The following is a 26,257-nucleotide window of genomic DNA, read 5'->3' on the forward strand; positions in this document are numbered from 1 at the left end:
CGTCGACCCACTGTGCGCCCGCCCACGCTCAACGCAACACGACTTCAAGGAAGTCGCTGCCCAGCCGGGCCACCACCTGGAGGTCCAGCTGGTGCAGCACATAGCGCCCACGGCGCCGCGTCTGGACCAGCCCGGCCTTCTTCAGCGTCGCGACATGGCGCGACACCTCCGGCGGCGTGATCCCGTACGCGGTCGCCAGCTCCCCGGTCGTATGCGGCCCCCGCGACAGCGTGCGGCACAGCTGCATCCGCATCGGGTGCGCCAGCGCCTCCAGCCGCTGCTGGACGAGTTCCAGCGCGGCCGGCGCCGGCAACTCCGGGCCGGCGACCGGGTACTGGATCACCGGACGCCACCCCGGCGCATGGCTGAACACCAGATGCGGCCAGCCGAACGACGTCGGCAGGAACGTCACGCCGGGGTCCGCGGGGCTCGCATACGCCGTCGTACGGCCGCTGGCCAGCTTGTCGATCATGATGCGGACGCCGCCGCTGCCGTCCTGCGCCTCCTCCAGCGACAGCGCCGCCGACGTCGCGGGCAGCGTCTCGGCCAGGCCCCTGCGGCGCAGCAGCTCGGTCTTGTGCCGGGCGTCCGCGGCCAGTTGGATGCCCACCCGCCGCCAGATGTCCCCGAAGAACGCCTCCTCGCAGTCCTCGAACAGCCGGCGCAGCCACACCCGCAGGCCGTCGGGATCGGTCAGCATCCGGTCGGTGAAGGCCGCCTGCCGGGGGCCCCGCGCGGCGGCCATCTCCCGTACGCGCGCCCGCTCGTCCGCGTCGACGAGGGGCGACGGGGTGGGGCGGGTGTACTTCGCCGAGCAGGAGATCTCGAACGCGGCGGCCACGAACCGCTCATCGTCGATCTTGTCCAGCTCGTCCAGCTCCTCGGCCAGCGTCGCCCCGGGGCGGGCCGGCAGCAGGATGTCGGAGCGGGAGGAGCGCCACAGGAAATCCGCCTCGCACAGCCGGTCGGCGAGGTCGGTCTTCAGCGCCGCGTTGGTGGCGGTGACCCAGCCGTGCAGCCCGGGGTGGTGCCCAGGCTCGGACAGCGCGTGCAGCGCGGCGCTCAGCTCCGCCAGGGGCGAGGGGCAGAAGACGATGCGCTCCGGCGGCAGCCCGGTGATGTCGATGACGTTGGCCATGAACCCATCATGCGCGAGCCCGCGACCTGCACGGTCGTCGATTGACGGCTCCCGTCAATCGACGGGCCCCCACCGGCCGGACCGCCCCACAGTGGACCCCATGGACGCCATTCAGCAGCACCTCCTCGACACCTACCGCGCCGCCCGACGAGCCGAAGCCACCCCACCCGCCCCTGGCCTCCATACGGTCCGGGCCGCCCGCGAGATCCGCCAGTGGCAACGCTTCCAGGCCGTGGTCCTCGGGGCGGAGGGGCGGGGGCCGGGGCTGTTCCGGCGAGCCCTACGCGCAGCGGTCCCGGCCCTCTCCCGGCCCCGCCCCGCGACCTACCCTCCCGCCCCCACCGTGGCCGAGGACCGCTCGCCGCAGTCGACCACCCGCGGCGGCAACGACCTGCTCCGCGCCTAGAGGGCGTCTTCCCGATGGGCCATGGCCTGACGGGCCCCAGCGCTCCCGTGCCGGTACCGGGACGGCGCTGGGCACCTCCGAGCCGATGCCCCCGGCTGCGGGCGACGCGCAGAGCGTCACAGCGCGCGTCTCTCAAGCAGCGGGCGAGGTAGCGCAGTTCGTGGGCGGTGGCCTTCGGCGAAGAGCCGGCAGACGACTCCGTTGCGGTGCGGCTCGACATCGCGCCGGGTGCGGCTGTCTGCGTGCGCAGACGTCGCTTCGTGCTCGACGGAAAGCCCGTGCTGCTCTCCATGTCCTTCCTCCCCGCCGATCTGGTGGCAGGGTCGGCGATCACCCGACCCGATAGCGGGCCCGGCGGTATCCATGCCCGGCTCGCGGAACTGGGTGCGGGACCGGTGCGCTTCCGGGAGGAGGTGCGCGTCCGCATGCCCTCGTCAGACGAGGCCGAGCGGTTGCGGCTCCCCTCCGGCACGCCTGTGATCCTCATCAGCCGTACGGCGGTGACGGGGGAGGGGCGCGCGGTTGAGGTCAACGAGATGACGCTCGACTCGTCGGCCTATGTGCTGGAGTACGACTTCGACGCCTGAGGCAGCCCACGATCTGAGTCCGCAGCCGGGGGGCGGGCCGACGGCGCCACGGTGTCGGGTCGCACGGCGCGTCGCGTGCTCCGGGATGCCGGGGCGTGCCTCGGTATCCGCCTCGGTCGTGTCCGGGGCGGAGTCCGCACTCGGCCGGCCTGGTCAGCTTGGTCCGCCCGGCCTGTCTGGTCCGTGTCCGTCTGGCCCGTCTGGCCCGTCTGGCCCGTCTGGCCCGTCTGGCCCGTCTGGCCCGTCCGGCCCGTCTGGCCCGTCCGGCCCGTCCGTGCCCGTCCGGCCCGTCCGGCCCGGCCCATGGCTAGGAGGCCGTCGTCCCTGTCACCCTCCCCACATAGCCCACGAACTCCGCGACCGCCCTCCGCACGTCCGCGGCGGTCCACTCCATGGCGGAGGCGGCGACCGTCATTTCGGTCATGGCCACCCCGGGAGGCCCGGCCGGATCCGGCTCGAACCATGTGCGGAACAGCGTCGTCCTGGTCTCCTCCGCCTGTCGGACCACGGCCTCGTTCAGCGCCTCGGGCGGGTACGGAAGCCACACCTGGAACTCGTGGGTGTGCGGGACCTGGGGGTGCACCCTGAACCACGGCACACCCGCCTCGGCCAGGCCGTCGTGCAGCGCCCGCGCCACGACCTCGGCGTGCGCCACGTACCTGGGCAGCCGTGGCAACTCGTGGTCCAGGCCGGCCAGCGCGGCCAATGCGGTCGGCCACTGCTGGAACAGCTGGCCGCCGTAACGGTGCCGCCAGGCGCGCGCCTCCGCCACGAAGTCCTCACTGCCGGCGAGCGCGGCGCCCGATATGCCGCCGAGCGACTTGTAGTACGAGACGTACACGCTGTCCGCGAGGGCCGCTATCTCCGGGAGGGAGCGGCCGAAGTGCCGGCCGCACTCCCACAGCCGTGCGCCGTCGAAGTGCACCACCGCATCGCGGTCCCGGGCCGCCGCCACCGCAGCGGTCAGCTCCTCCCAGGTGGGCAGCACGAATCCGGCGTCCCGCAGCGGGAGTTCGAGCGCAAGGGTGCCGAACGGCTCCTGGAGGTCGTAGATCTCGGCGGCGGTCGGCAGCCGGGGAGCGCCGGTCGGATGCACCATGCGCAGCCCGCTGACCACCGCGTAGGCATCGCGCTCATGCACCTCCAGATGGGAGCGGGGGTGACCGGCGACCGTCGCATTGCCCGTACGCCCCGCCCAGCAGCGCAGCGCCACCTGCTGGGCCATCGTGCCGGTCGGGAAGAAGGCGGCGGCCTCGGTGCCCAGGACCTCGGCCGTCCGGCGCTCCAGCTCGCCGACGATGCCGTCGTCGTTGCCGTAGACATCGATCCAGTCGTCCAGGTCGTATGCGGCGGGAGCGTCGGCCACCAGGCGCTTCAGCCGCTCGCGGACGGTCTCGACGGGCGCGCCGCCCGGCAGTACCCGCTCCGAGCCGCGGAACGCCGCGAGCCTCCGCTGCCGCTCGACCGCCGCCACGCCGTGGAGCTTGTCCGAGTCCGTGTCGATGCCCATGCCGGAATCCGGCATGATGCCGGCGTCGATTTCGGTGTCCGCCTCCGAAGAGGTACTGCCCGAGGCGTCTCGCGCGGCCCCGTCCGGAACGCCGTCCCCTGTTTGCGTCATGCGCTTCATCCGTCCCCCTGCCGTGCTCTGTCCGCCGGCTCGCCTGCCCTTTCCTCGGGCTTTCCGCGTGCCGATGCACCGATCATGACCCAGCCCGCCGCGGGCCCGCGACCCCTGTGGATAACTCTCGCGAGAGACCCCCGTCTCACCCTCCGTACAGCCCTGAAGCACGCCGGAAGCACTCGCGTAGCATGGCGAGGAATCGTCCGGTACCCCCCGCGGACTGGAACGGAAGGCCATCGCCGCGTGAACGCAACCCCACCCATCGAGGCCCAGGACCGCCCCGCCCGGCTGACCGTCGGAGTCGTCGGCGCAGGCCGTGTCGGTCCCGCCCTCGCCGCGTCACTGCAGCTCGCAGGGCATCGCCCGGTTGCCGTGTCGGGAGTCTCCGACGCCTCCGTACGACGTGCCGCCGAGCTGCTGCCCGACGTCCCGCTGGTCACCCCGGCCGAGGTACTCGCCCGCGCCGACCTCGTCCTGCTGACCGTTCCCGACGACGCCCTCGCGGGCCTGGTGAGCGGGCTCGCGGAGACCGGCGCCGTACGGCCCGGCCAGCTGCTGGTGCACACCTCCGGGCGCTACGGAACGGCGGTGCTGGACCCGGCCACCCGGGCCGGTGCGCTGCCGCTCGCCCTGCACCCGGCCATGACGTTCACCGGCACCTCCGTGGACATCCAGCGGCTGGCCGGCTGCTCGTTCGGCGTGACCGCCCCCGACGAGCTGCGGATGGCCGCCGAGGCGCTGGTCATCGAGATGGGCGGGGAGCCCGAGTGGATCGCGGAATCCTCCCGTCCGCTCTACCACGCCGCCCTCGCGATCGGCGCGAACCACCTGGTCACACTCGTGGCCCAGTCGATGGAGCTGCTCCGCGACGCGGGTGTGCAGGCCCCGGACCGGATGCTGGGCCCGCTGCTCGGCGCGGCGCTGGACAACGCGCTGCGGTCCGGTGACGCCGCGCTGACCGGACCGGTCGCGCGCGGGGACGCCGGCACCGTGGCCGCCCATGTCGCCGAGCTGCGCCGGCACGCGCCGCAGAGCGTCGCGGGCTATCTGGCCATGGCCCGTACGACCGCGGACCGGGCGCTCGCCCACGGCCTGCTGAAGCCGGAACTGGCCGAGGACCTCCTCGACGTGCTCGCGGACGCCGGCGACGGCCCCGCCCCCGGCGCAGCCGCCACCGGTACGGCAGACCGGGACACCGACGCCCCCGGAACGGCCGACCCGGACCCCGACACATCCGGGCGGGGCCCCGACACCCCCGACCAAGGCCCCGTCACCCCCGACCAAGGCCCCGAAGGAGGCGACCGGTGACCTCCTCGCCCGCGAGCCCGACGCCGGCCCCGCAGCCGTCCCCGGACTCCGCACCGGATCACCCCACCCCCCTCCTGCACACCGCCGCGGCGCTGCGCGACCTGCCGCGCCGAGGCGGCGCCCGCGCCGTCGTCATGACCATGGGGGCGCTGCACGAGGGCCACGCCACCCTGGTCCGCACCGCCCGCCGCCGGGTCGGTCCGGACGGGCAGGTCGTCGTCACGGTCTTCGTCAATCCGCTGCAGTTCGGGGCGGGCGAGGACCTGGACCGCTACCCGCGGACCCTGGACGCGGACGTCGAGCTGGCCGTGGCGGCCGGCGCGGACGTGGTCTTCGCCCCGTCCGTCGACGAGGTCTATCCGGGCGGCGAGCCGCAGATCCGGATCGCCGCGGGCCCCATGGGCACCCGCCTGGAGGGTGCCAGCCGCCCCGGCCACTTCGACGGTGTGCTCACCGTCGTCGCCAAGCTGCTGCACCTGACCGCGCCGGACATCGCGTTCTTCGGCCAGAAGGACGCCCAGCAGCTCGCCGTCATCACGCGGATGGCCGCCGACCTGAATTTCCCCGTCGAGATCGTCGGCGTCCCCACGGTGCGCGAGGACGACGGCCTCGCCCTCTCCAGCCGCAACCGCTACCTGTCCACCCCGGAGCGGCGCACCGCGCTCGCGCTCTCCGCGGCCCTGTTCGCCGCCCGCGACCGGCTCACCGCCGAGGAGGCGCTGCGCGCCCGCGCCGCCTCCGCCGGCCACCCGGCACAGGACCGCTCCGCGGCGCTGGCAGCCATCGGCGAGGACCGCGCCGCCGCCGACGCGCACGCGGTCGCCTATGCCGCCGCGGGCCCGCCGCACGGGCCGTCCGTGGCGCGCGCCGCGGCCCGCGTGGTCCTGGAGGACGCCGCCCAGCTCGACCCGCCGCTCGTGCTCGACTACCTGGCACTGGTCGATCCCTCGGACTTCACCGAGATCCCGGACGGCTACCAGGGCGAGGGCATCCTGGCGGTGGCCGCCAAGGTGGGCACCACACGTCTCATCGACAACATCCGTCTCGTCTTCGGAGCCTCGCCCCCACAGGACGAGGCCGCCCACCAGGGAGCGACCCGCGCCGGCGGGACGGCGCCGGACCCCGGCACGCCCGGCGCCCCCACCACCCCCGCCACACCGCCCACCACCCCCCAAGGCCCCCTCGGAGCGACCCGATGATTGCCACCGGAACAGGCCCTGCCACCGGAGCAGGCACCGGCCCCGTACCAGGCACCGGTATACGTCTGAACGCCCCCGCCCCCGGCTGGTCCATCGAAGCGGACGTCGTCGTCGTGGGCTCCGGCGTGGCCGGACTGACCGCCGCCCTGCGCTGCGCCGCGGCCGGACGCCGGACCGTCGTCGTCACCAAGGCCCGCCTGGACGACGGCTCCACCCGTTGGGCGCAGGGCGGTGTGGCGGCGGCCCTGGGCGACGGCGACACCCCCGAGCAGCACCTGGCCGACACCCTGGTCGCGGGCGCCGGACTCTGCGACGAGGTGGCCGTACGCACCCTGGTGACCGAAGGCCCGGACGCCGTCCACCGGCTGATCGGCACCGGCGCGCGCTTCGACACCGCACCGGGCGGCGACGAGATAGCGCTCGGCCGTGAGGGCGGCCACCACCGCAGCCGTATCGCGCACGCCGGCGGCGACGCCACCGGGGCCGAGATCTCCCGCGCGCTGGTCGAGGCGGTCCGCGCCGCCGGACTGCGCACCATCGAGAACGCGCTCGTCCTGGACCTGCTCAAGGACGCCGAAGGCCGCACCTCCGGCGTCACCCTGCACGTCATGGGGGAGGGTCAGCACGACGGCGTAGGCGCCGTACACGCCCCCGCCGTGGTCCTCGCCACCGGAGGCATGGGGCAGGTCTTCTCCGCCACCACCAACCCGTCCGTGTCCACCGGTGACGGCGTCGCCCTCGCGCTGCGCGCCGGCGCCGAGGTCTCGGACCTCGAATTCGTGCAGTTCCACCCCACGGTCCTGTACTTGGGCCCCGAAGCCGAGGGCCAGCAGCCGCTGATCTCCGAGGCCGTACGGGGCGAGGGCGCACACCTCGTCGACGCCGACGGCACCCGCTTCATGGTCGGCCGGCACGAGCTGGCCGAACTGGCGCCGCGCGACATCGTCGCCAAGGGCATCCTGCGCCGCGCCCAGGAGCAGGGCACCGAGCACATGTACCTGGACGCCCGGCACTTCGGCGCGCAGATGTGGGAGCAGCGCTTCCCGACCATCCTGGCGGTCTGCCGCTCCCACGGCATCGACCCGGTCACCGAGCCGATCCCGGTCGCGCCCGCCGCGCACCACGCCTCCGGCGGGGTCCGCACCGATCTGCACGGCCGGACGACCGTGCCCGGCCTGTACGCGTGCGGCGAGGTCGCCTGCACCGGCGTGCACGGCGCGAACCGGCTGGCCTCCAACTCCCTCCTGGAAGGGCTGGTGTTCGCGGAGCGGATCGCCGCCGACATCACCGCCCACCCGGTGCGCACGCCCGGCCCGCCCGTCACACCGGAGGGGCCGTGCGCACTGCTGCTCGCCCCCGAGGCGCGGACCACGATCCAGCGGGCCATGACCGCGGGCGCCGGAGTGCTGCGGTCGGCGCAGAGCCTGGCGGAGGCGACCAAGGCGCTCATCCGGCTGCAGCGCCAGGCCGACGGCCCGGATGCGGCCGGTGCCCAGGACGCGTCCGGTGCCGAGGAGCACAAGGCGGTCGAACCAGGCGTCGAGGCATGGGAGACGACCAACCTGCTGCTCGTCGCACGGGTGCTGGTCGCCAGCGCCAGGGCCCGCGAGGAGACCCGTGGCTGCCACTGGCGCGAGGACTACCCCGAGCGCCGGGACGACCTCTACCAGCACCACTACATGGTCACCTACCGCCCGCGCCACACCGTGGCGATCAGCGGCATATCCGACTCGCCCAACTTCCCCGCCACCCTTCCCGAAACGGAGCAGAACCCGTGAGCACGCCCGACGACCTCCCCCTCCTCCAGATCGGCGGGCCCACCGGCGGCGCCCCCACCGGCGGAGGCTGCGGCGACGCCTGCGGCTGTGCCGGCGGCGACGACGGCTCGTACGAGATCGACCCGCTGACCTGCGGCCTCGACCCCGACCTGGCCGCGCTCCTGGTGAACGCCGGCCTGGACCCCGTACAGGTCGAGGACATCGCGCACCTCGCCGTCGAGGAGGACCTCGACCAGGGCGTGGACGTCACGACGGTGGCGACCGTCCCCGAAGACGCCGTCGCCACCGCCGACTTCACGGCCCGCGAGGCCGGTACGGTCGCCGGGCTGCGGATCGCCGAGGCGGTGCTGTCCATCGTGTGCACCGACGAGTTCGCCGTCGAGCGGCACGTCGAGGACGGCGACCGGGTCGAGGCCGGTGCCAAGCTGCTGTCCGTCACCACCCGCACCCGCGATCTGCTCACCGCCGAGCGCAGCGCGCTGAACATCCTGTGCCGGCTGTCGGGCATCGCGACCGCGACCCGCAGGTGGGCAGACGTCCTCGAAGGCACCAAGGCCAGGGTCCGCGACACCCGGAAGACGACGCCGGGGCTGCGCGCCCTGGAGAAGTTCGCGGTGCGCTGCGGCGGCGGCGTCAACCACCGGATGTCGCTGTCGGACGCGGCGCTGATCAAGGACAACCACGTGGTCGCGGCCGGCGGGGTGGCCGCGGCCTTCACGGCCGTACGGGCCGAGTTCCCCGGTGTGCCGATCGAGGTGGAGGTCGACCGGCTCGACCAGATCCCGCCGATCCTGGCCGAGGGCGCCGACCTGATCCTGCTCGACAACTTCACCCCGGAGCAGACCAAGGAGGCCGTGGACCTGGTGGCGGGCCGGGCGATGCTGGAGTCCTCCGGGCGCCTGACCCTCGCCAACGCCCGCGCCTACGCCGAGACCGGCGTCGACTACCTGGCCGTGGGCGCCCTGACCCACTCCTCCCCGATCCTCGACATCGGCCTCGACCTGCGCGAGGACGACGGCGAAGGCGACGACGAGAACGCGGACGAGGACGGGGCGGGCTCCGCAGACGACGCGCGTGAGGGCCGCTGACCGCCATGCTGCTGACCATTGACGTGGGCAACACCCACACCGTTCTGGGCCTCTTCGACGGCGAGGAGATCGTCGAGCACTGGCGGATCTCCACCGACGCCCGCCGCACCGCCGACGAGCTCGCCGTCCTCCTCCAGGGCCTGATGGGCATGCACCCGCTGCTCGGCGACGACCTGGGCGACGGCATCGAGGGCATCGCCATCTGCTCCACCGTGCCCTCGGTCCTGCACGAGCTGCGCGAGGTCACCCGCCGCTACTACGGCGATGTGCCCGCCGTCCTGGTGGAGCCGGGCGTCAAGACGGGCGTGCCGATCCTCATGGACAACCCCAAGGAGGTCGGCGCCGACCGGATCATCAACGCGCTGGCGGCGGTCGAGCTCTACGGCGGTCCCGCGGTGGTCGTCGACTTCGGTACGGCCACCACCTTCGACGCGGTCAGCGCGCGCGGCGAGTACGTGGGCGGTGTGATCGCGCCGGGCATCGAGATCTCCGTGGACGCGCTGGGTGTCAAGGGCGCCCAGCTCCGCAAGATCGAACTCGCCCGGCCGCGCAGCGTCATCGGCAAGAACACCGTCGAGGCGATGCAGTCCGGCATCCTGTACGGCTTCGCCGGCCAGGTCGACGGCGTGGTCCAGCGGATGGCGCGGGAGCTGGCCGAGGACCCGGACGAGGTCACCGTGATCGCCACCGGCGGGCTGGCCCCTATGGTGCTCGGCGAGTCCTCGGTGATCGACGCGCACGAGCCCTGGCTCACGCTCATCGGACTGCGACTGGTCTACGAGCGGAACATCGCCCGCTCCTGAGCACGGCCGGAGCGCCGGGCCGGAACAACGGACCGGAACACCGGACCCGCGCACGGTGGTGCGGCTCGCTGCCGCGCCACCGTTCACGAATTAAGCGGCTTTTGTCGAAAACGGTCGTAAAGTCGCCATATGCCAATGCCAAACGGAACCCGCGGCGGCATGGCGTTCAGCGCCGATGAGTTGCGTGTGCTCCGTCGCGCCCTCGCCCATGCCCTCCAGACGGCGGACCCCGCCGCCCCGCCCGCCGCCCCCGCCCCGGAGTGGCCGCAGGACATCCAGGAATACCTCCGGCTGGCCGAGGCGGTCGACGAGGCGGTGTGCGAAGGCGGCCGGCTGCGCGCCTTCCTGCTCGCCGACCTCGTCCGCTACCGCGAAGCCCTGCCCGGCGCCGCCGCCGGTTACCTCGCGCACCTGAAGGAGGCGCTGGCCGCCGGATACACCCCCGGCGCCGACGACCTCGCCGCCCTGCGCGCGCTGTGCACCCGGCACGCCGGGGCCGCCGAGCGCGAACGCCGCAGCGCCCTGCTGCGCCACTGCGAGCGCCTCGCCGAACAATCCGTACGGGTCCGGCTCCGCGCGCTGCCAGGCGGCCGCTCAGGGCCCCGCAGCGGGCGCGAGCCGGACCCGGCGCGCAAGCCCAAACCCGAGCGGAAGCCGGCACCCGCTCCCGGGCCGCAGCCCAAGGCCCCGCGCCCGGACCGCCCGATCCCCACCCCGGGCGAGGTCTTCCCGCCCCGCCGCAAGCCCGCCCCGCCCCCCGAGAACCGCACCGCCTGAGCGCTGCGTACCCTGGCTGCGTAGCTTTTGGTTGCTTACGCCCTATGGGGAGGCCATACGCCATGGATTACGTCGCAGCGCTGCTCCCGCCCGTGGTGATGGCCGTGGCCTTCACCGCCCTGATCGTGACGATCATCAAGAGCCAGGGCGGGGAGAACAAGTCCAAGGAGGACGCCGCCGTGGACGCCGCACTGGCCCGCGCCGAGTCCGCCGGGGAGCCCAGGGCGCACGGCGCCTGAACCGCCCGCCGCCATTCCGGCGGCCCGCACGCACTGCCACGGCCCGGGACCGACCGTCCCGGGCCGTACATCTTTTTTCCGGCCCGGCACACGGGACGGCACAAACGCAACGAGATCAACGGGCATTCGCGACATCTCCCACTATTGTTCTTGTGTGCCGAGACCATTGGGTGATCTGGAAGACGCGGTCATGACGCGGGTCTGGGAGTGGAACCGCCCGGTCACCGTTCGAGAAGTCCTGGAAGATCTGCAGAAGGAACGGTCGATCGCCTACACAACGGTCATGACCGTATTGGACAACCTCCATCAGAAGGGCTGGGTGCGCCGCGAAGCAGAAGGCCGCGCCTATCGATATGAGGCGGTCTCCACTCGCGCCGCCTACGCGGCCGCACTGATGAACGAGGCATGGTCCGCCAGTGACAACCCCGCGGCAGCTCTTGTGGCCTTCTTCGGCATGATGTCGCCCGAACAGCGACATGCCCTGCGCGATGCCGTACGGATGGTGCAAGTCGACGAACCGGCCGAAGAGCCGGAAGCCGCAGAAGGCACGGAACAACAGGTGGAAGCCGCTCCGCGGCCCGCACCGGCCGAAGAAGGCGAAGCGCAAGCGGCAGCGGAAGCCGACGCGGAAGGCGGACCCTCCGAAGGGGATGAACCCGGGGCGGGCACGGGCGGCAAGGGGCGATAGCGTCCCGGCATGCCTCCGCATTCAAAAGGGCTCACCGTCCGCCGCGCCAGGACCAGCGATGTGCCGGCCGTACGCCGCCTCATCGACGCCTACTCACGCGACGGGATCCTGCTCGACAAAGCCACCGTCACGCTTTACGAGGACATCCAGGAGTTCTGGGTCGCCGAGCGCGACGAAGACGGCGAGGTCGTCGGCTGCGGCGCACTCCACGTCATGTGGGAAGACCTGGCCGAGGTCCGCACCCTGGCCGTGGACCCGCAGCTGAAGGGCTCCGGCGTCGGCCACCAAGTGCTCGACAAGCTGTTGCGCACCGCGAGCTGGCTCGGAGTGCGGCGCATTTTCTGTCTCACCTTCGAAGTCGAGTTCTTCGGCAAGCACGGCTTCGTGGAGATCGGCGAGGCTCCCGTAGACGGTGATGTCTACAGCGAGCTGCTGCGTTCCTATGACGAGGGCGTTGCCGAGTTCCTCGGCCTCGAACGAGTGAAGCCCAACACCCTGGGTAACAGCCGGATGCTTCTGCACCTGTGATGAGTGTTCTATGTCCGAATCGCTCCCCTATCTCATGGCTACGGAAGCATGTGTTCCCCGGTCTGCGGGCAAGTGAACCCTACCCAAGGGTTTGTGTTTTTCCCGGAAAAGCGGTTTGCTTTCCGTCGTAATCCGCATTCGATGAAAGGGAAACCGGTGGCACAGAAGGTTCAGGTTCTTCTTGTCGACGACCTCGACGGCGGCGAGGCGGAGGAGACGGTGACGTTCGCTCTCGACGGCAAGTCCTACGAGATCGACCTCTCCGACACCAACGCGCAGAAGCTGCGCGAGTCGCTCGCGGACTTCGTGAAGGCCGGTCGCCGTACCGGTGGGCGTTCTTCGGGCCGCGGCAAGGCGCGTGTGGCGGCTTCCGGTGCCGGTCAGGACACCGCGAAGATCCGCGCCTGGGCGAAGGAGAACGGCTACAACGTCAATGACCGTGGCCGTGTCCCCGCCGACATTCGCGAGGCATTCGAGAAGGCCAACGGCTGATCGCCGTAGGCGCGGTCCGATTGGGCATTACCAGCACGCAACAACCGGGCACGGTGGCACTCAGTCGCCGCCGCGCTCACGAGTCGTACGAGGTCGGGGGCGCCCCCACCGTCCCCGATTCCTGTCCCGAGCCCCGTGGTGGGCAGGGAATTCTCCGCCTCGTACCCGGGCCGGGGAGGTCGCAGCCATCCCGCGGCCTCCCGCGCGCCGAATCCGCAGGGCGGCGATGCCGGTGACGTGCCCGTGGGGAACGACGGCGCCGGCATCCGGTCCCCGGCCCCCCGCGCCGTGAGATCCGATGCGAGGGAACCCCACTCCAGCCATTCCAGGATTCCCGGGAGTTCCTCGGCACCGCCGGCCGCGACGAGCATGAGCAATTTCGGCCGATCGGACGGCTGCTTCTCGTCGCCTCCGGTCCGCAGGAGCGCCACCGGGCCGGTCCGCGGCCAGCGCCGCAGGACGGCCCGGCCCGCGTCGGCCGGCAACTCCAGGGCGTCGAAGCGCAGCCCCGTCAGCAGCTCGACCGGCTCGGATCCGGTGGTCGGCCAGCCCAGCTCGTCCTCGTACCACCTGCGGACGTGGTCGAGGGGGCTGCGGGGGCGCGGAAGCACGCGGGCCATGCCCGGTGCAACTGCCCACAACCCGGGAAGTTACGCTGGGTAGGGGTACGGGAGCGGACCGTATTCACGGAAGGGGCGTGGCGGAGCATTCGGTGGCGTGCGGATGTTCGCCCGTAGCGGATGGAAGCGGCCCGCGCCGCATGGAGTGTCAGTGGCAGCGGGTAAGACAGTCTCAGTGGGAAGAGACGGTGTGACCGGCGCACGAGGCGCTTCGGCCCGGCCGATGGCGGGATGCGGGCGGCGTGTCGCGGAACGGCGCGTTCGCCACGGGCGTAGTGGCCAAGGGCGTATATGCCTGGCCTGCGGGAACATCGTCTCGCACCATCGAGTTGGAGCAGATGTCAGCTGTTCGGCAGTAAATTTCCCCGCCGGAGCGGGGGTGATCCGGACGGGTGTCGGCAGTTGGAATGAGCTGTCCCGCCCCGCGGGACTAGCATGCGGAAGGACAGGGAGGGGACCGACCCCTAACTGCCTGACCGCTCTGAGGAGCGATTAACGATGTTCGAGAGGTTCACCGACCGTGCGCGGCGGGTTGTCGTCCTGGCTCAGGAAGAAGCCCGGATGCTCAACCACAACTACATCGGCACCGAGCACATCCTCCTGGGCCTGATCCACGAGGGTGAGGGTGTCGCCGCTAAGGCCCTGGAGAGCCTCGGGATTTCGCTCGAGGCGGTCCGCCAGCAGGTGGAGGAGATCATCGGGCAGGGCCAGCAGGCTCCGTCCGGTCACATCCCCTTCACCCCCCGTGCCAAGAAGGTCCTGGAGCTGTCGCTCCGCGAGGCCCTCCAGCTCGGCCACAACTACATCGGCACCGAGCACATCCTGCTCGGCCTGATCCGCGAGGGCGAGGGCGTCGCAGCCCAGGTCCTGGTGAAGCTGGGCGCCGATCTCAACCGGGTGCGGCAGCAGGTCATCCAGCTGCTCTCCGGCTACCAGGGCAAGGAAGCCGCCACCGCCGGCGGCCCCGCCGAGGGCACGCCCTCGACCTCCCTCGTCCTGGACCAGTTCGGCCGCAACCTCACGCAGGCCGCTCGCGAGACCAAGCTCGACCCGGTCATCGGGCGCGAGAAGGAAATCGAGCGCGTCATGCAGGTGCTGTCGCGCCGCACCAAGAACAACCCGGTCCTCATCGGCGAGCCCGGCGTCGGCAAGACGGCGGTCGTCGAGGGCCTGGCGCAGGCCATCGTCAAGGGCGAGGTGCCCGAGACCCTCAAGGACAAGCACCTCTACACCCTCGACCTCGGTGCCCTGGTCGCCGGCTCCCGCTACAGGGGCGACTTCGAAGAGCGCCTGAAGAAGGTCCTCAAGGAGATCCGCACCCGCGGCGACATCATCCTGTTCATCGACGAGCTCCACACCCTGGTGGGTGCGGGCGCCGCCGAGGGCGCGATCGACGCCGCCAGCATCCTCAAGCCCATGCTGGCGCGAGGCGAGCTGCAGACCATCGGTGCCACGACGCTCGACGAGTACCGCAAGCACCTGGAGAAGGACGCCGCCCTGGAGCGCCGCTTCCAGCCCATCCAGGTCGCGGAGCCGTCGCTGCCGCACACCATCGAGATCCTCAAGGGTCTGCGGGACCGCTACGAGGCCCACCACCGCGTCTCCATCACGGACTCCGCGCTGGTCGCCGCGGCCACCCTCGCCGACCGCTACATCTCCGACCGCTTCCTGCCGGACAAGGCCATCGACCTGATCGACGAGGCCGGCTCCCGGATGCGGATCCGCCGTATGACCGCACCGCCGGACCTGCGCGAATTCGACGAGAAGATCGCCGATGTGCGCCGGGAGAAGGAGTCCGCGATCGACTCGCAGGACTTCGAGATGGCCGCGGGTCTGCGCGACAAGGAGAAGCAGCTCCTGGCCGCGAAGGCGAAGCGGGAGAAGGAGTGGAAGGCCGGCGACATGGACGTCGTCGCCGAGGTGGACGAGGAGCTGATCGCCGAGGTCCTGGCCACGGCCACCGGCATCCCCGTCTTCAAGCTCACCGAGGAGGAGTCCTCGCGTCTGCTCCGCATGGAGGACGAGCTCCACAAGCGCGTCATCGGCCAGAAGGACGCCATCAAGGCGCTCTCCCAGGCCATCCGCCGTACCCGCGCCGGCCTGAAGGACCCCAAGCGTCCCGGTGGCTCGTTCATCTTCGCCGGCCCGTCCGGCGTCGGTAAGACCGAGCTGTCCAAGACGCTGGCGGAGTTCCTCTTCGGCGACGAGGACGCGCTGATCTCCCTCGACATGTCGGAGTTCAGCGAGAAGCACACGGTCTCGCGGCTGTTCGGCTCGCCTCCCGGCTACGTCGGCTACGAAGAGGGCGGCCAGCTCACCGAGAAGGTGCGCCGCAAGCCGTTCTCCGTCGTGCTCTTCGACGAGGTCGAGAAGGCCCACCCGGACATCTTCAACTCGCTGCTGCAGATCCTGGAGGACGGTCGCCTGACCGACTCCCAGGGCCGGGTCGTGGACTTCAAGAACACGGTCATCATCATGACGACCAACCTCGGCACGCGGGACATCTCCAAGGGCTTCAACCTCGGCTTCGCGGCCCAGGGCGACACCAAGTCCAGCTACGAGCGGATGAAGAACAAGGTCAACGAAGAGCTCAAGCAGCACTTCCGCCCCGAGTTCCTCAACCGTGTGGACGACACCGTCGTCTTCCACCAGCTGACCGAGGAAGACATCATCCAGATCGTCGACCTCATGATCGCCAAGGTGGACGAGCGGCTCAAGGACCGCGACATGGGCATCGAGCTCAGCGGCGAGGCCAAGTCGCTGCTGGCCAAGCGCGGGTACGACCCGGTGCTCGGCGCCCGTCCGCTGCGCCGCACGATCCAGCGCGAGATCGAGGACGCCCTCTCGGAGAAGATCCTCTTCAGCGAGCTGCGTCCGGGCCACATCGTGGTCGTCGACGTCGAGGGCGAGGGTGACACCGCCAAGTTCACCTTCCGCGGCGAGGAGAAGTCGGCCCTGCCCGACGCCCCGCCGATCGAGTCCGCCGCCGGCGGCTCGGGCCCGAACCTGAGCAAGGACGCCTGAAAGGACGCCTGAGCGGAACGCGCCCCGAGCGCGAATCCCGCAAAGGGCACAGAGGGCGCAAAAGGGACTGCCCCGGAATCGTTTCGTACGATTCCGGGGCAGTCCCTTTTCCCGTTCTGCGGGATTACGGATCGCAGAAAGCGGTCCCGTAGGCACACAGGGGCTATTTTCGGTCACCCAATGCGCCAAAAGTATCGGCGCCGTTCGCCCCTCCGGCCGCCGGCTACATCTGCACGAGGCGAATGCCGTCGGGAACGCCGTTCACCGGCGGAATACGCCGGCCGATCCGGAGCGTGTCGAGATTCGGAAAGGCCGACAGCCACTCCATGGAGCCCCCCAGGTCGTAGGCGAGCCACAGCCGGGTCAGACCCTCGGCCGGAGCGATGCCCTCGATCAGCTGATCGGGGGTGAAATACCCGTCGATCCGCAGATGCGGACGGCCGCCCAGCCTGCGCAGCGCATGCAGTTCCTCCAGGTCGCAGACCGGGAAATACAACTCGGCCGGCTCCAGATGGGCGATGATCTCGCGGGCGTAGCGGGCCGTGTCATAGCGGCGCCAGGCCCCGGCGAGCTGCGCCCGGATGTCGTGATGCGCCCGCTCGCGCAACCCCACCAGATAGTCGATCGCCATATCGTCCGCGATCGAGGTGGCGGTGATCGCCAGCAGATGCGCCTCACCGTCAAAGGCCCCCGCCGGGTCGGGCAGCATCTCCAGCACGATCGGCCCGATCCAGCCCAGGGCGCGGGCCGCCGACGGAGTGGTGGGACGCACCATGTCGCGCGTGAAGCGCCGCACCCGCGCCCGCACCGCCGGATCCAGCTCGGTGGCATGCTCCAGACAGGCCGCCGCCAGCAGCTTGCGGTGCCGGGCCTCGGCGGCCCGTACCCCCGCATGCGGCGCCAGCAGCCCGTCGAGCAGCGCCGCGCACTCGTCGGGGCGGGCCAGCGCCACCGCCATCCGGATGACGTCCTCCCAGTCGTCATGGTGGGCATGGTCCAGCAGCAGGGCGAAGTCGTGCCGCTGAACGGTGGCGCGGGCCGACAGATAGTCCTGGAACGTGCGGTGCACGAAGTCGACGGTGCCGGGCGTGGGCTCCCGCAGCAGCCCGGTCCGGTTCAGCAGATGCCGGAACACCTCCCGCGGGCCGCCCTGGCGGGCCGCGTCCGGAATGGCGGGCAGATGCCGGGCCAGGATCTCGACGGCCGTCGCCTGATCCATCTCCGAGCGGCCGTTGACCAGCATCCAGTGAGCCAGCTTCTGCAACAGCTGGATCTTGGGCTGCCGGGTCAGCTCCACCCCGTCGGTGGCGACCATCGCCCGCTCCCGGTCGCGCCGCTCCAGCAGCATCGACAGCGCCGCGTCATAGAGCTCCTTGCGGCCGTTGGGCAGATAGCCGCGGCGATCGCGATGCAGGGCGCACAGCAGCCCGCACATCAGCGGATTGGTCGCCAGCCGCCCCAGATCGCGGGTGATCCGCACGGCATTGAGCAGCGTCCGCTCGTAGTGCCCGAGCCGGTCCAGATCCGCCGGGCTCTGCTGGGCGGCCGCGCGATGCCAGCGCTGGATGAACGCGGCCACGTCCTCACGGCCCATCGGCGCCAGCGACACCTCCCCGAACCCCTGCGCGGCGAGCCAGCCGCCCGGCACGGCGGACGGCCGCGACGTCACGACCCAGACGTTCCCCGGGTACCGGGCGGCCCACTCGCCGAGCATGCCGCGCAGCTCCTCGCGGTCGCTCTCCGGCGCCTCGTCGACCCCGTCGACCAGCAGCAGCGCCCGCCCGGCGCCGAGCACCCGCCGCGCCCAGCCGTCCGGCGCCGCCGCTGCCTCCCGATAGCCGACCGCGCTCAGCAACGTCTCCGGGGAGGGCAGCCCCTCGCGGGCGAAACGGCGCACCGGCAGCAGGAACGGCACCCGGCCGCGCAGCGCCGCCAGCGCCCCCGGCAGCTCATCGCGGGCGGTGGCCACGGCCAGCCACTGCAGCAGCGTCGTCTTACCGGACCCGGCCACCCCGCGCACCACGACCTGGCTCCTCCCCGCCAGCGCCTGCTCGGCGGGGAGCGGAGGGTCGTCCTGGTCGGCGCCGTCGCGGCCGTCCTGGGAGCCGGACTCGCACTGCAGCCCCAGATAGGCGGCGTCCAGCGGCCAGCTGTCGGGGGAGTGGGCGAGGTCGATACCGAAGATCGTGAGGTGGTTGTGGAGGGCCGCGGTGTGCTGGGCGTAGCGCGCCTCGAAGGCCGCGTCGCCGACGGCCCGGTCGCCGACGGCCCGGTCGCCGCCGGCCCGGTCGCCGCCGACCGGTAGCTGTGCGGCGGCGCGCTGCCCGTGGACCAGCTCGGCGAGCGTACGGGTCTGCTCGACGAGGGTGCGGGCGACATACGTCGAGCGCCGGCTGAGGAAGTACAGGATGTGCAGCGCCGCGGCGTCCAAGAGGAGGCCGTGGGTCCGGGCGGCGTCGCCCGTCAGGGACGCGGTCACGCCCGGCGCGGCCTCGCACAGCCGGCGGGCGAACTCGGCGGGCAGCAGCCGGGCCGCGTCGACGTCGTCCATCTCGATGTCGGCCAGCGCGCGCAGGCTGCGGACCAGGGCGCCGACCAGGGCCGGATCCTCCTCGCCGGTCGCCAGCTCCACCAGCGCCGCCGCGAGACCGGCCAGCTCCCCTTCCGTCAGCACCGGCTTCTCACCGCCGAAGGAGACCAGGCGGGAGATCCGCACCGGCCGGTCGACCAGCTCGGCGGCCGGCCCGTCGGTACGGAACAACCGGCGGATCAGCGGATCGACGGCGTGCGGCGCCAGGCGGGCGGCAAGGGCGGAGGAATCCATGGGCGTCCCGTAACTGCAGTGCTGGGCCGGGCGGTTGAGTGCAGGAGTGCCCTCCAGCCTACGTGCGGGGGCGCGGGAACACCGTCAGTTTGATGCCGGGAGGCAGGGGGTGGCCGCCGGGCGCGGGGTGGAGGTCGCTGAGATGGACCTCTTCGAGGTCGGGGAGGGAGGCCAAAGAAGGCAGGGTGAATTCGGCCTCGGTCGTCGCGCCGTAGAGCTGGAGCTTGTTGATGCTGGGGAAGGCCGGGAGGGCCGAGTCCAGCACATGTCGCAGGTGCGTTGCCGGTTGACGCGACGTGCCGAGGATGCTCAGCGTCTTCACTTGGGGAAGCCGGAGACCGCGAGGTATGCGCAGTGTGACGTTCTCGTCCGCCAAGCCGAAGGAGAACACCTCCAGTTTGTCCAGTGAGGCCAGTGCGTCCCACTGCTCCTCGGCGAAGTCGTCTGTGAGGCGGGGCATGTGGACGCTGCGCATCTGGGGCCAAGGCGCCAGGTTGGTGAATTCCACGCCGATCGGCTGACCCAAAGTCAGGTGGCTCAACGGTGCGGCTGCGGGGAGTGCCGCCAAGCCTTCCGGCGGGAGTGCCGAGAGGAACAGGTCGCGTGTGTGACGCAGGAGGCTGAGCCCGTGCGGAGTACGCACATCCTTGTCGGGTGGCCCGGAGATGCTCAGTGCGCGGACGCCATGGTCCGCGAGTGGGGCGACGCTTTCGACGGAGGGGCAGTCCCAGAGCTGCAGCCACTCCAGTGCGGGGAACTCGTGGAGGAAAGCGAGGTCGGTGATCGCTGGGTTCCCCATGATGGACAGACTCACGACGGACTCGGGCCGCAGTGCGTTGAGTAATTCCTGCGCTGTGAAGGGACCGTTTACGGAGACCCGGGGGCGACCACCGAGTGCTCTGAGCGCGCGCAGTTCGGAACGAGAAGTGACGGTGACGGTCACCTTGGGGCCGAGGTGCCGGATGATCTCCTGGGCGTACTGGTCCGTATCGTATCCAGGCCACGCAACCGCAAGCTGGTACCCGGTTTCCGTCGAGGGGTGATCCCGGAAGCGCTTCATGACCTCCAGCGCCGCGTCCGAGCCGATGAGCGAGGCGGTCACCACCACCTCCTGCGCCTCGTCGTCCGCCAGACCGTCCGGGCCGGGCAGCAGCTCCAGCACGAGGGGCCCCACTTCGGCGAGCAGCCTCGACTCCTCGCGGTTGCGGGGCGGCAGAATCGCCCGCGCCCGCTCGCCCACCTCCTCCCGTACCCGCGGATCGAGCTCCGCGGCGTGCTCCAGGCACGCCAAGGCCAGGAGGTGGACGCGCAGGCGGGCGGCGTCGCTCCCGGCGGCGTCGCCGCGGGCGATCAACCCGCGCAGGAAATCCGCCCGTTCCCGCGGCCGGGCGTGCGCCACCGCCATCCGCAGCACGTCCTCCCACTGGGAGTCCTCCGCATGCGCCACCAGCAGCCCGAAGTCGCCGTCCTCGACCGCCGCCTTGGCCCCCAGGTAGTCCTGGAACGTGCGGTGGACGAAGTCGACCGAGCCCGGCGCGGGCTCGCGCAGCAGGCCGCTGCGCAGCAGCAGATGGCGGAGGACGGCCTCGGCGGAGCCCTGCTCCGCGGCCGCCGGAACCGCCGGCAGCGCATCGCCGATGATCCGCTCCGCCCGCTCCCGGTCCAGCTCCGTGCGGCCGTTGCGGATCAGCCAGTACGCCAGCCGCTGCAGCAGCTGGATCTGCGGCTCGTCGCTCAGCTCGATGCCCGTGGGGGCGGCCATATCGCGTTCCCGGTCGCGGCGGGAGAGCAGCATCGACAGCGCCGCGTCGTACAACTCCTTGCGGCCGGTGGGCAGATAGCCGCGGCGGTCGCGGTGCAGCGCGCAGATCAGGCCGCACATCAGGGGGTTGGTGGCCAGCCGCGCGAGGTCCTGCTTGGTGTGCACGGCGGCCAGCAGGGACTGCTGGTAGGCGTCGAGGCGTGCGGTGTCCTCGGCGTCGCCGCGGGCCGCGTCGTGCCAGCGGCCGATGAACGCGGCGACCTCGCCGCCGCGCATGGGGGAGAGCGTCAGCTCGCCGAAGCCGTCGGAGGCCAGCCAGTCCTCGCGTACGGCGGAGGGGCGGGTGGTGACCAGCCACCGGTTGTCCGGGAACGCGTCGAGCAGATCGCGCAGCCAGCGGCGGGCCTGCTCCCGCTCGCGGTCGGGGATCTCGTCCAGACCGTCGACGAGGAGGAGCGCCCGCCCCGAGGCCAGCACGCGATCGGCCCAGCCACCGGGCTGCGACCCGGCGACGGGGCAGCCGACGGCGGTGAGGAAGCGGTCCGGAGTGGGTAACGGCGCCCCGTCGCGGGTGAGGGTGCGCAGCGGGAGGACGAAGGGGATGCGTCCGTAGAGGTGGGGCAGGGGCGTGTCAGCGGGGGCCTTGGTGCAGGAGACGGCCAGCCACTGCACCAGGGTGCTCTTGCCGGAGCCCGCGATGCCGCGCAGCAGGACCCGGTCGCGGCCGGCCAGGGCCTGGTCGGCGGGGACGGGAGCGGACGCGCCGATCGGAGGGAGATCGTCCTCGCCCCAGGGGCCGCCGAGCGGGTTCACCTCGCGCGCGCCCGGCGCCGTCGCCTCCAGGCTCATATACGCCGCGTCCAGCGGCCACCGGTCCGGGGAGTTGGCCAGGTCGATGCCGTAGATGGTGAGCCGTGCGTGCTTGCGCGCCACATAGGCGAGGTAGCCGCGCTCGAAGGCGGTGTCCGACGCCGGCTGTGAGGGATGCCGGGCGAGGAACTCGTCGATCACCGTGATCAGGTCGTCCAGGCTGCGGCTCTGCTGGACCAGGGTGCGGGCCACGAAGGTCGAGCGCCGGCTGAAGAAGTGGACGATGTGCAGGCAGGCGGTGCCCAGCAGGGTGCCGTGCAGCAGCTCGGCGTCCCGGGACAGGCCGCGGACGGCGTGCGGGGCGGCCGCTTCCAGGCGCTCGGCCAGGGCGGTGGAGCCCAGCCGCACGGCCTGTACGTCGTCCATGTCGAGGTCGCCCAGGGCGCGCAGCGTCGTGGCGAGGGCGTCGGCCACGGCCTGCTGCTCGTCCTCGCCGACCGGGCGCTCGCCGGGGCCGGCGGCGCGGACGGCGCGGTCCACCAGCTCCGCGGCGAGGCGGCGCAGGTCCTTGTCGGACAGCGTCCGCTGCTCGCCCTTGAAGGACACCAGCGCGGAGAGCCGTACGGGGGCCGCGGTCAGGCCGGCGCCCGGCCCCTCCTTGACGAACAGCTTTCTGACCAGCGGCGCCACCACGCCGGAGGCGAGCTTGACGCCCACTGCTGACGGGTCCATCGCGCGCTGCGCCCTCCCCCTGGCCGGTGCCGACGCCGTGCGGCCAGGTTAGCGGGAAAAGGTGTGGCGCCGGTCACGGAATTCGGCATTCCGTCGGCTCCCGAAGGGCGCATTCGACGGCCTCGGGTAACCCACGTCACAGATATCCGAGTAACCCCGGTCACAGGGAAAAGGTATTTGATCTCGCCTGTGCGTGACATGACGCACAGGCGATATGCGGCCTACTAAAAGAATTAGGGGAAGTGCGGCGCCGGGGCCCGGGGGTTTTCGGGCCGCGGTGCGGGGGTGCCGGGCGGCGAGCGGGGCCCGCGGTGCGCCACCCGTGCCACGTAAGGGTAAAAACCCTGATCAGAGCAGGTGCGGCGGGCGCCGAGTGTGCCCGAAATGGTCGTGTTTAGGGCGTTTCATGCGAACGATCGATGATGGCGCAAGGGCCTGAAGCACTCGCTTCCCAATACGGGTCGACTTAGTAGAAAGGCCCCTTGGCGGGAGGGTCCGGGCGGGTTACCAAGGAATGGCGATCCCGGTCCGCAGCCGGGAAACCAATCAAATTCCGGAGGGTAAACCCGCATGTCGAAGTTCACCGCCATACGTAATTCGAAGAAGACCGTGCTGCGTCACCGCATCGCCGTCGTCGCCGCCGGTATCGGTGTGACCGCCGCGCTCGGCGCCGGTGTCGCCACCGCCGCCGACGGCGGCCTGCTGGGCCTCACCTCGGGCGTCGGCAAGACCGTCTCCGCCCAGGCCGACGCGCAGGCCAAGGCCGCCGCCGACGCCAAGGCGGCCAAGGCCGCCAAGGCCGCGAAGGCGGCCAAGGCCAAGAAGGACGCGGCCAAGAAGGTGAACGCCTGGGGCAAGCCGGTGGACAAGTACACCCTGGGCTCGACCTTCGGCCTGGCCGGCAGCCACTGGTCGCACAACCACAGCGGTCAGGACTTCGTCGTGCCGAGCGGCACCGCCGTGAAGTCCGTCCACAAGGGCACCGTCGTCAAGGCCGGCCCCTGGGGTGGCGGCGACGGCCCGGCCTACGGCAACGCGATCGTGATCCGTCACGACAACGGCATGTACACCCAGTACGCGCACCTGTCACAGATCAAGGTCCAGCCCGGCCAGCGGGTCGGCACCGGCCAGCTGATCGGCCTGTCCGGCTCCACCGGCAACTCCACCGGTCCCCACCTGCACTTCGAGGTCCGTACCGGTCCCAACTACGGGACGGGCATCGAGCCGACCGGATTCCTGCGGGCTCACGGCGTTTCCGTCTGAGCTGAGTCCGGCCGGACTGGCCGGCGGCTCGGCGGGTTGGCCGCCGTGACCAGTTCTGTGGCGACCTCGAGGATGGCCCTGCGCTTCTCCTCGGGGTCGCCTTCGACGTTCTGCATGGCGAACATGCCCGCGTGCATGGAGAACAGCGCCGTGATGCAGCGCACCTGATCCGACAGCTCGGAGTCGGGCTCCTTCAGCAGGCCGAAGAGGGTCAGCATCCGCTCCTTGAACCGCTCGCCGATGCTCAGATCGCGCACCGCGGCCTGGTTCTCCTGCATGAAGCGGAAGAGCGGCTCGGCCGAGCGCAGGGACTCGCTGTAGCGGCGGATCAGCTCGCGCTTGGTCTCCAGGGTGCGCGGCTGCTCCTGGGCCCAGACGATCAGCTCGTCGATCGGGCTGGTCAGGTCCTGGAACAGGCTGATGACGATGTCTTCCTTGGTCTTGAAGTGGTAGTACAGCGCCGCCTTGGTGACTTCGAGCTTCTCGGCGATCTCGCGCAGCGAGGTCTTCTCGTAGCCCTGCTCGGAGAACAGCTCCAGAGCGACGTCCTGAATGCGCTGGCGGGTGTTTCCCCTGCGCGCCTGCGGTGTGCTCATGCTGCTCTCCTGCGTCGTCGGTACTGGTCAGAGGGCTGCCCGAAGGGGCGTCAAGGAAACTTACTTGACGCCCGGCTAGTTGCCCGCCTACCTTCATCACTGTAACGAACTAGCCGGGCGGCAAGTAAGTAGGAGTGAAGTAATGGGGAAGTCGCAGACTGCGACCCCGACGGGGGAAAGCGGGCAGACCACGGTCGAGGAACGACCCGGGTCCGCACCGAGCACGGGGGCGGACAAGCAGCCGGCGAGCGTACGCGTCGTGCTCTTCGCACTGATGATCGCGATGCTGCTCGCGATGCTGGACAACATGATCGTCGGCACCGCGATGCCGACCATCGTCGGCGAGCTGGGCGGCATGAGCCACCTGTCCTGGGTGGTCACCGCATACACCCTCGCCACCGCCGCCTCGACGCCCATCTGGGGCAAGCTCGGCGACATGTACGGACGCAAGGGCGTCTTCCTCACCTCCATAGCCATCTTCCTGGTCGGCTCGGCGCTCTCCGGCATGGCCCAGGACATGGGCCAGCTGATCGGCTTCCGCGCCGTCCAGGGCCTGGGCGCCGGTGGACTGATGGTCGGCGTCATGGCGATCATCGGCGACCTGATCCCGCCGCGGGAACGCGGCAAGTACCAGGGCATGATGGCCGGCGTCATGGCCGTCGCGATGATCGGCGGACCGCTGGTCGGCGGCACCATCACCGACCACCTCGGCTGGCGCTGGAGCTTCTACATCAACCTCCCGCTCGGCGCGATCGCCCTGGTCATGGTGACCGCGGTGCTGCACCTGCCCAAGAAGCGGTCGCAGACCCGCATCGACTACGTGGGCGCCGCACTGCTCACCATCGGCATCACCGCACTGGTACTGATCACCACCTGGGGCGGCACCGAGTACGACTGGCTGTCCAGCCAGATCATCGGCCTCGGCATCCTCGGAGTCGTCGCCCTCGTCGCCTTCGTACTGGTCGAGCGCAAGGTCAGCGAGCCGGTGCTGCCGCTGCACATCTTCCGCAACGGCAACTTCTCGCTCGTCACGCTCATCGGCTTCCTCGTCGGCTTCGTGATGTTCGGATCGATGACGTTCCTGCCGCTGTTCCAGCAGACCGTGCAGGGCGCCTCGGCCACCAACTCCGGCCTGCTGCTGCTGCCGATGCTGCTCGCGATGATGGTCGTCTCCCTGTTCGCCGGCCGGGTCACCACCGCCAGCGGCAAGTACAAGGTCTTCGTCGTGGTCGGCGGCGGCCTGATCACCGCCGGCCTGGCGCTGCTGTCCCTGATGGACACCGACACCACCCGCTTCACCTCCGGCGTCTACATGGCGGTGCTCGGCGCCGGCATGGGCTTCCTGATGCAGACCACGATGCTGATCGCGCAGAACAGCGTCGAGATGAAGGACATGGGCGTCGGCTCCTCGTCCGCCACCCTCTTCCGCACGATCGGCGGCTCCTTCGGCGTCGCGATCTTCGGCGCGATCTTCACCCACCGGGTGGAGTCCACGATGGTCGAGCGGATCGGCAAGGCCGCCGCCGAGAAGATGACCAGCGGCGGCGCCCAGATGGACCCCAAGGGCCTCGCCCAGCTCCCCCCGATGATCAAGGACGCCTACGCCCACGCGGTGGCCTCCGGCACCCACCACGTCTTCCTGTGGGGCGCCGCCGTCAGCATCATCGGCTTCGCCGCCGCATGGTTCCTCAAGGAGGTTCCGCTGCGCGGGGGCCCGGCGAGTCGCTAGCGCTCGGCCTGCTTCCCACGTTGTCGGCTTTCCCGCCGTAGGGGCTTGGCTTCTCGCCGTGCGCCTGCGGCGGGCGGTTGTTTGTCGGGTGCGGTGACAGCCCTACGGACTCCGTCCTACGGTCTGTCCCCTCCCGTGGGGGGGTGGGGAGGCCGGTGGGGGCCGGCCTGATTCGTTGACCGCGCGCGCACGAAGGCTGACGTGCACCCCCACGGTTTTTTTCCACCCATCCACGGGAGGGG

At 71.2% G+C, this 26,257-nt stretch carries 20 protein-coding genes and 1 pseudogene; 15 read left to right on the plus strand and 6 right to left on the minus strand.

The window, feature by feature from the left end; translation table 11 throughout:
* Positions 1 to 28 precede the first annotated feature (28 nt).
* Entirely contained in the window at positions 29 to 1,138 is a 1,110-nt protein-coding gene (locus ACZ4NB_RS17955; protein WP_467662545.1) for a DUF5937 family protein, read from the minus strand.
* 100 nt (positions 1,139 to 1,238) lie between these two features.
* On the opposite strand from ACZ4NB_RS17955, the gene ACZ4NB_RS17960 reads away from it, so the two are divergent.
* Both ACZ4NB_RS17960 and ACZ4NB_RS17965 read left to right on the plus strand, forming a co-directional pair.
* On the plus strand, positions 1,239 to 1,544 hold the full coding sequence (locus ACZ4NB_RS17960; RefSeq protein WP_467662546.1) for a hypothetical protein: 306 nt from the start codon (positions 1,239 to 1,241) through the stop codon (positions 1,542 to 1,544).
* Positions 1,545 to 1,756: 212 nt separating this feature from the next.
* Positions 1,757 to 2,131 (plus strand): annotated as a pseudogene (locus ACZ4NB_RS17965) (UTRA domain-containing protein); the annotation flags it as partial.
* Between the two features lie 307 nt (positions 2,132 to 2,438).
* Here the strand turns inward: ACZ4NB_RS17965 and ACZ4NB_RS17970 are convergent.
* Positions 2,439 to 3,641 (minus strand): threonine aldolase family protein, encoded by a 1,203-nt coding sequence (locus ACZ4NB_RS17970; protein ID WP_467662633.1) that lies wholly within the window; start codon positions 3,639 to 3,641, stop codon positions 2,439 to 2,441.
* A 357-nt stretch (positions 3,642 to 3,998) separates the two neighbouring features.
* Here ACZ4NB_RS17970 and ACZ4NB_RS17975 point away from each other — a divergent pair, with 357 nt between their 5' ends.
* From ACZ4NB_RS17975 to ACZ4NB_RS18020, 10 genes are all read left to right on the plus strand, one after another.
* The gene (locus ACZ4NB_RS17975) at positions 3,999 to 5,063 is read left to right on the plus strand and encodes a Rossmann-like and DUF2520 domain-containing protein (protein ID WP_467662547.1); all 1,065 of its coding nucleotides are present in this window, start codon (positions 3,999 to 4,001) and stop codon (positions 5,061 to 5,063) included.
* 74 nt (positions 5,064 to 5,137) lie between these two features.
* Positions 5,138 to 6,262 (plus strand): pantoate--beta-alanine ligase, encoded by a 1,125-nt coding sequence (panC, locus tag ACZ4NB_RS17980; protein ID WP_467662635.1) that lies wholly within the window; start codon positions 5,138 to 5,140, stop codon positions 6,260 to 6,262.
* Complete coding sequence (locus ACZ4NB_RS17985; protein WP_467662548.1) at positions 6,259 to 8,040, plus strand: L-aspartate oxidase; 1,782 nt, start codon at positions 6,259 to 6,261, stop codon at positions 8,038 to 8,040. The genes panC and ACZ4NB_RS17985 overlap by 4 nt, the downstream gene beginning before the upstream one ends.
* Positions 8,037 to 9,128, plus strand: coding sequence for a carboxylating nicotinate-nucleotide diphosphorylase (nadC, locus tag ACZ4NB_RS17990; protein WP_467662550.1), 1,092 nt, complete (start codon positions 8,037 to 8,039; stop codon positions 9,126 to 9,128). Before ACZ4NB_RS17985 ends, nadC begins: the two co-directional genes overlap by 4 nt.
* 5 nt (positions 9,129 to 9,133) lie before the next feature.
* Complete coding sequence (locus ACZ4NB_RS17995; RefSeq protein WP_384428101.1) at positions 9,134 to 9,931, plus strand: type III pantothenate kinase; 798 nt, start codon at positions 9,134 to 9,136, stop codon at positions 9,929 to 9,931.
* 159 nt (positions 9,932 to 10,090) lie between these two features.
* Positions 10,091 to 10,708 (plus strand): hypothetical protein, encoded by a 618-nt coding sequence (locus tag ACZ4NB_RS18000; protein ID WP_467662636.1) that lies wholly within the window; start codon positions 10,091 to 10,093, stop codon positions 10,706 to 10,708.
* A 62-nt stretch (positions 10,709 to 10,770) separates the two neighbouring features.
* On the plus strand, positions 10,771 to 10,947 hold the full coding sequence (locus ACZ4NB_RS18005) for a hypothetical protein (RefSeq protein ID WP_393498643.1): 177 nt from the start codon (positions 10,771 to 10,773) through the stop codon (positions 10,945 to 10,947).
* Positions 10,948 to 11,137: 190 nt separating this feature from the next.
* Complete coding sequence (locus ACZ4NB_RS18010) at positions 11,138 to 11,635, plus strand: BlaI/MecI/CopY family transcriptional regulator (protein WP_467662638.1); 498 nt, start codon at positions 11,138 to 11,140, stop codon at positions 11,633 to 11,635.
* 9 nt (positions 11,636 to 11,644) lie between these two features.
* Positions 11,645 to 12,163, plus strand: a complete 519-nt coding sequence (locus ACZ4NB_RS18015) for an amino-acid N-acetyltransferase (protein WP_384428104.1) — start codon at positions 11,645 to 11,647, stop codon at positions 12,161 to 12,163.
* Positions 12,164 to 12,319: 156 nt separating this feature from the next.
* On the plus strand, positions 12,320 to 12,655 hold the full coding sequence (locus tag ACZ4NB_RS18020) for a histone-like nucleoid-structuring protein Lsr2 (protein ID WP_467662639.1): 336 nt from the start codon (positions 12,320 to 12,322) through the stop codon (positions 12,653 to 12,655).
* Here the strand turns inward: ACZ4NB_RS18020 and ACZ4NB_RS18025 are convergent.
* Entirely contained in the window at positions 12,586 to 13,275 is a 690-nt protein-coding gene (locus tag ACZ4NB_RS18025) for an SCO3374 family protein (RefSeq protein ID WP_467662553.1), read from the minus strand. The two genes, ACZ4NB_RS18020 and ACZ4NB_RS18025, sit on opposite strands and share 70 nt — an antisense overlap.
* A 498-nt stretch (positions 13,276 to 13,773) precedes the next feature.
* On the opposite strand from ACZ4NB_RS18025, the gene ACZ4NB_RS18030 reads away from it, so the two are divergent.
* A complete protein-coding gene (locus ACZ4NB_RS18030) occupies positions 13,774 to 16,299 on the plus strand; it encodes an ATP-dependent Clp protease ATP-binding subunit (protein ID WP_384428108.1) in 2,526 nt (841 codons plus the stop codon).
* A 223-nt stretch (positions 16,300 to 16,522) separates the two neighbouring features.
* On the opposite strand, the gene ACZ4NB_RS18035 is transcribed toward ACZ4NB_RS18030, so the two are convergent.
* Positions 16,523 to 19,123: an NACHT domain-containing protein gene (locus ACZ4NB_RS18035; RefSeq protein ID WP_467662555.1), complete on the minus strand. Its 2,601-nt coding sequence runs from the start codon at positions 19,121 to 19,123 to the stop codon at positions 16,523 to 16,525.
* A gap of 58 nt (positions 19,124 to 19,181) precedes the next feature.
* Entirely contained in the window at positions 19,182 to 22,427 is a 3,246-nt protein-coding gene (locus ACZ4NB_RS18040; protein WP_467662557.1) for an NACHT domain-containing protein, read from the minus strand.
* Positions 22,428 to 22,997: 570 nt separating this feature from the next.
* On the opposite strand from ACZ4NB_RS18040, the gene ACZ4NB_RS18045 reads away from it, so the two are divergent.
* Entirely contained in the window at positions 22,998 to 23,690 is a 693-nt protein-coding gene (locus ACZ4NB_RS18045) for a M23 family metallopeptidase (protein WP_467662559.1), read from the plus strand.
* On the opposite strand, the gene ACZ4NB_RS18050 is transcribed toward ACZ4NB_RS18045, so the two are convergent.
* Entirely contained in the window at positions 23,672 to 24,286 is a 615-nt protein-coding gene (locus ACZ4NB_RS18050; protein ID WP_467662561.1) for a TetR/AcrR family transcriptional regulator, read from the minus strand. The two genes, ACZ4NB_RS18045 and ACZ4NB_RS18050, sit on opposite strands and share 19 nt — an antisense overlap.
* A 142-nt stretch (positions 24,287 to 24,428) precedes the next feature.
* On the opposite strand from ACZ4NB_RS18050, the gene ACZ4NB_RS18055 reads away from it, so the two are divergent.
* On the plus strand, positions 24,429 to 26,015 hold the full coding sequence (locus tag ACZ4NB_RS18055) for an MDR family MFS transporter (RefSeq protein ID WP_467662563.1): 1,587 nt from the start codon (positions 24,429 to 24,431) through the stop codon (positions 26,013 to 26,015).
* The last annotated feature ends 242 nt before the right edge of the window (positions 26,016 to 26,257 follow it).

Source organism: Streptomyces sp. NPDC026575 (assembly GCF_055567415.1).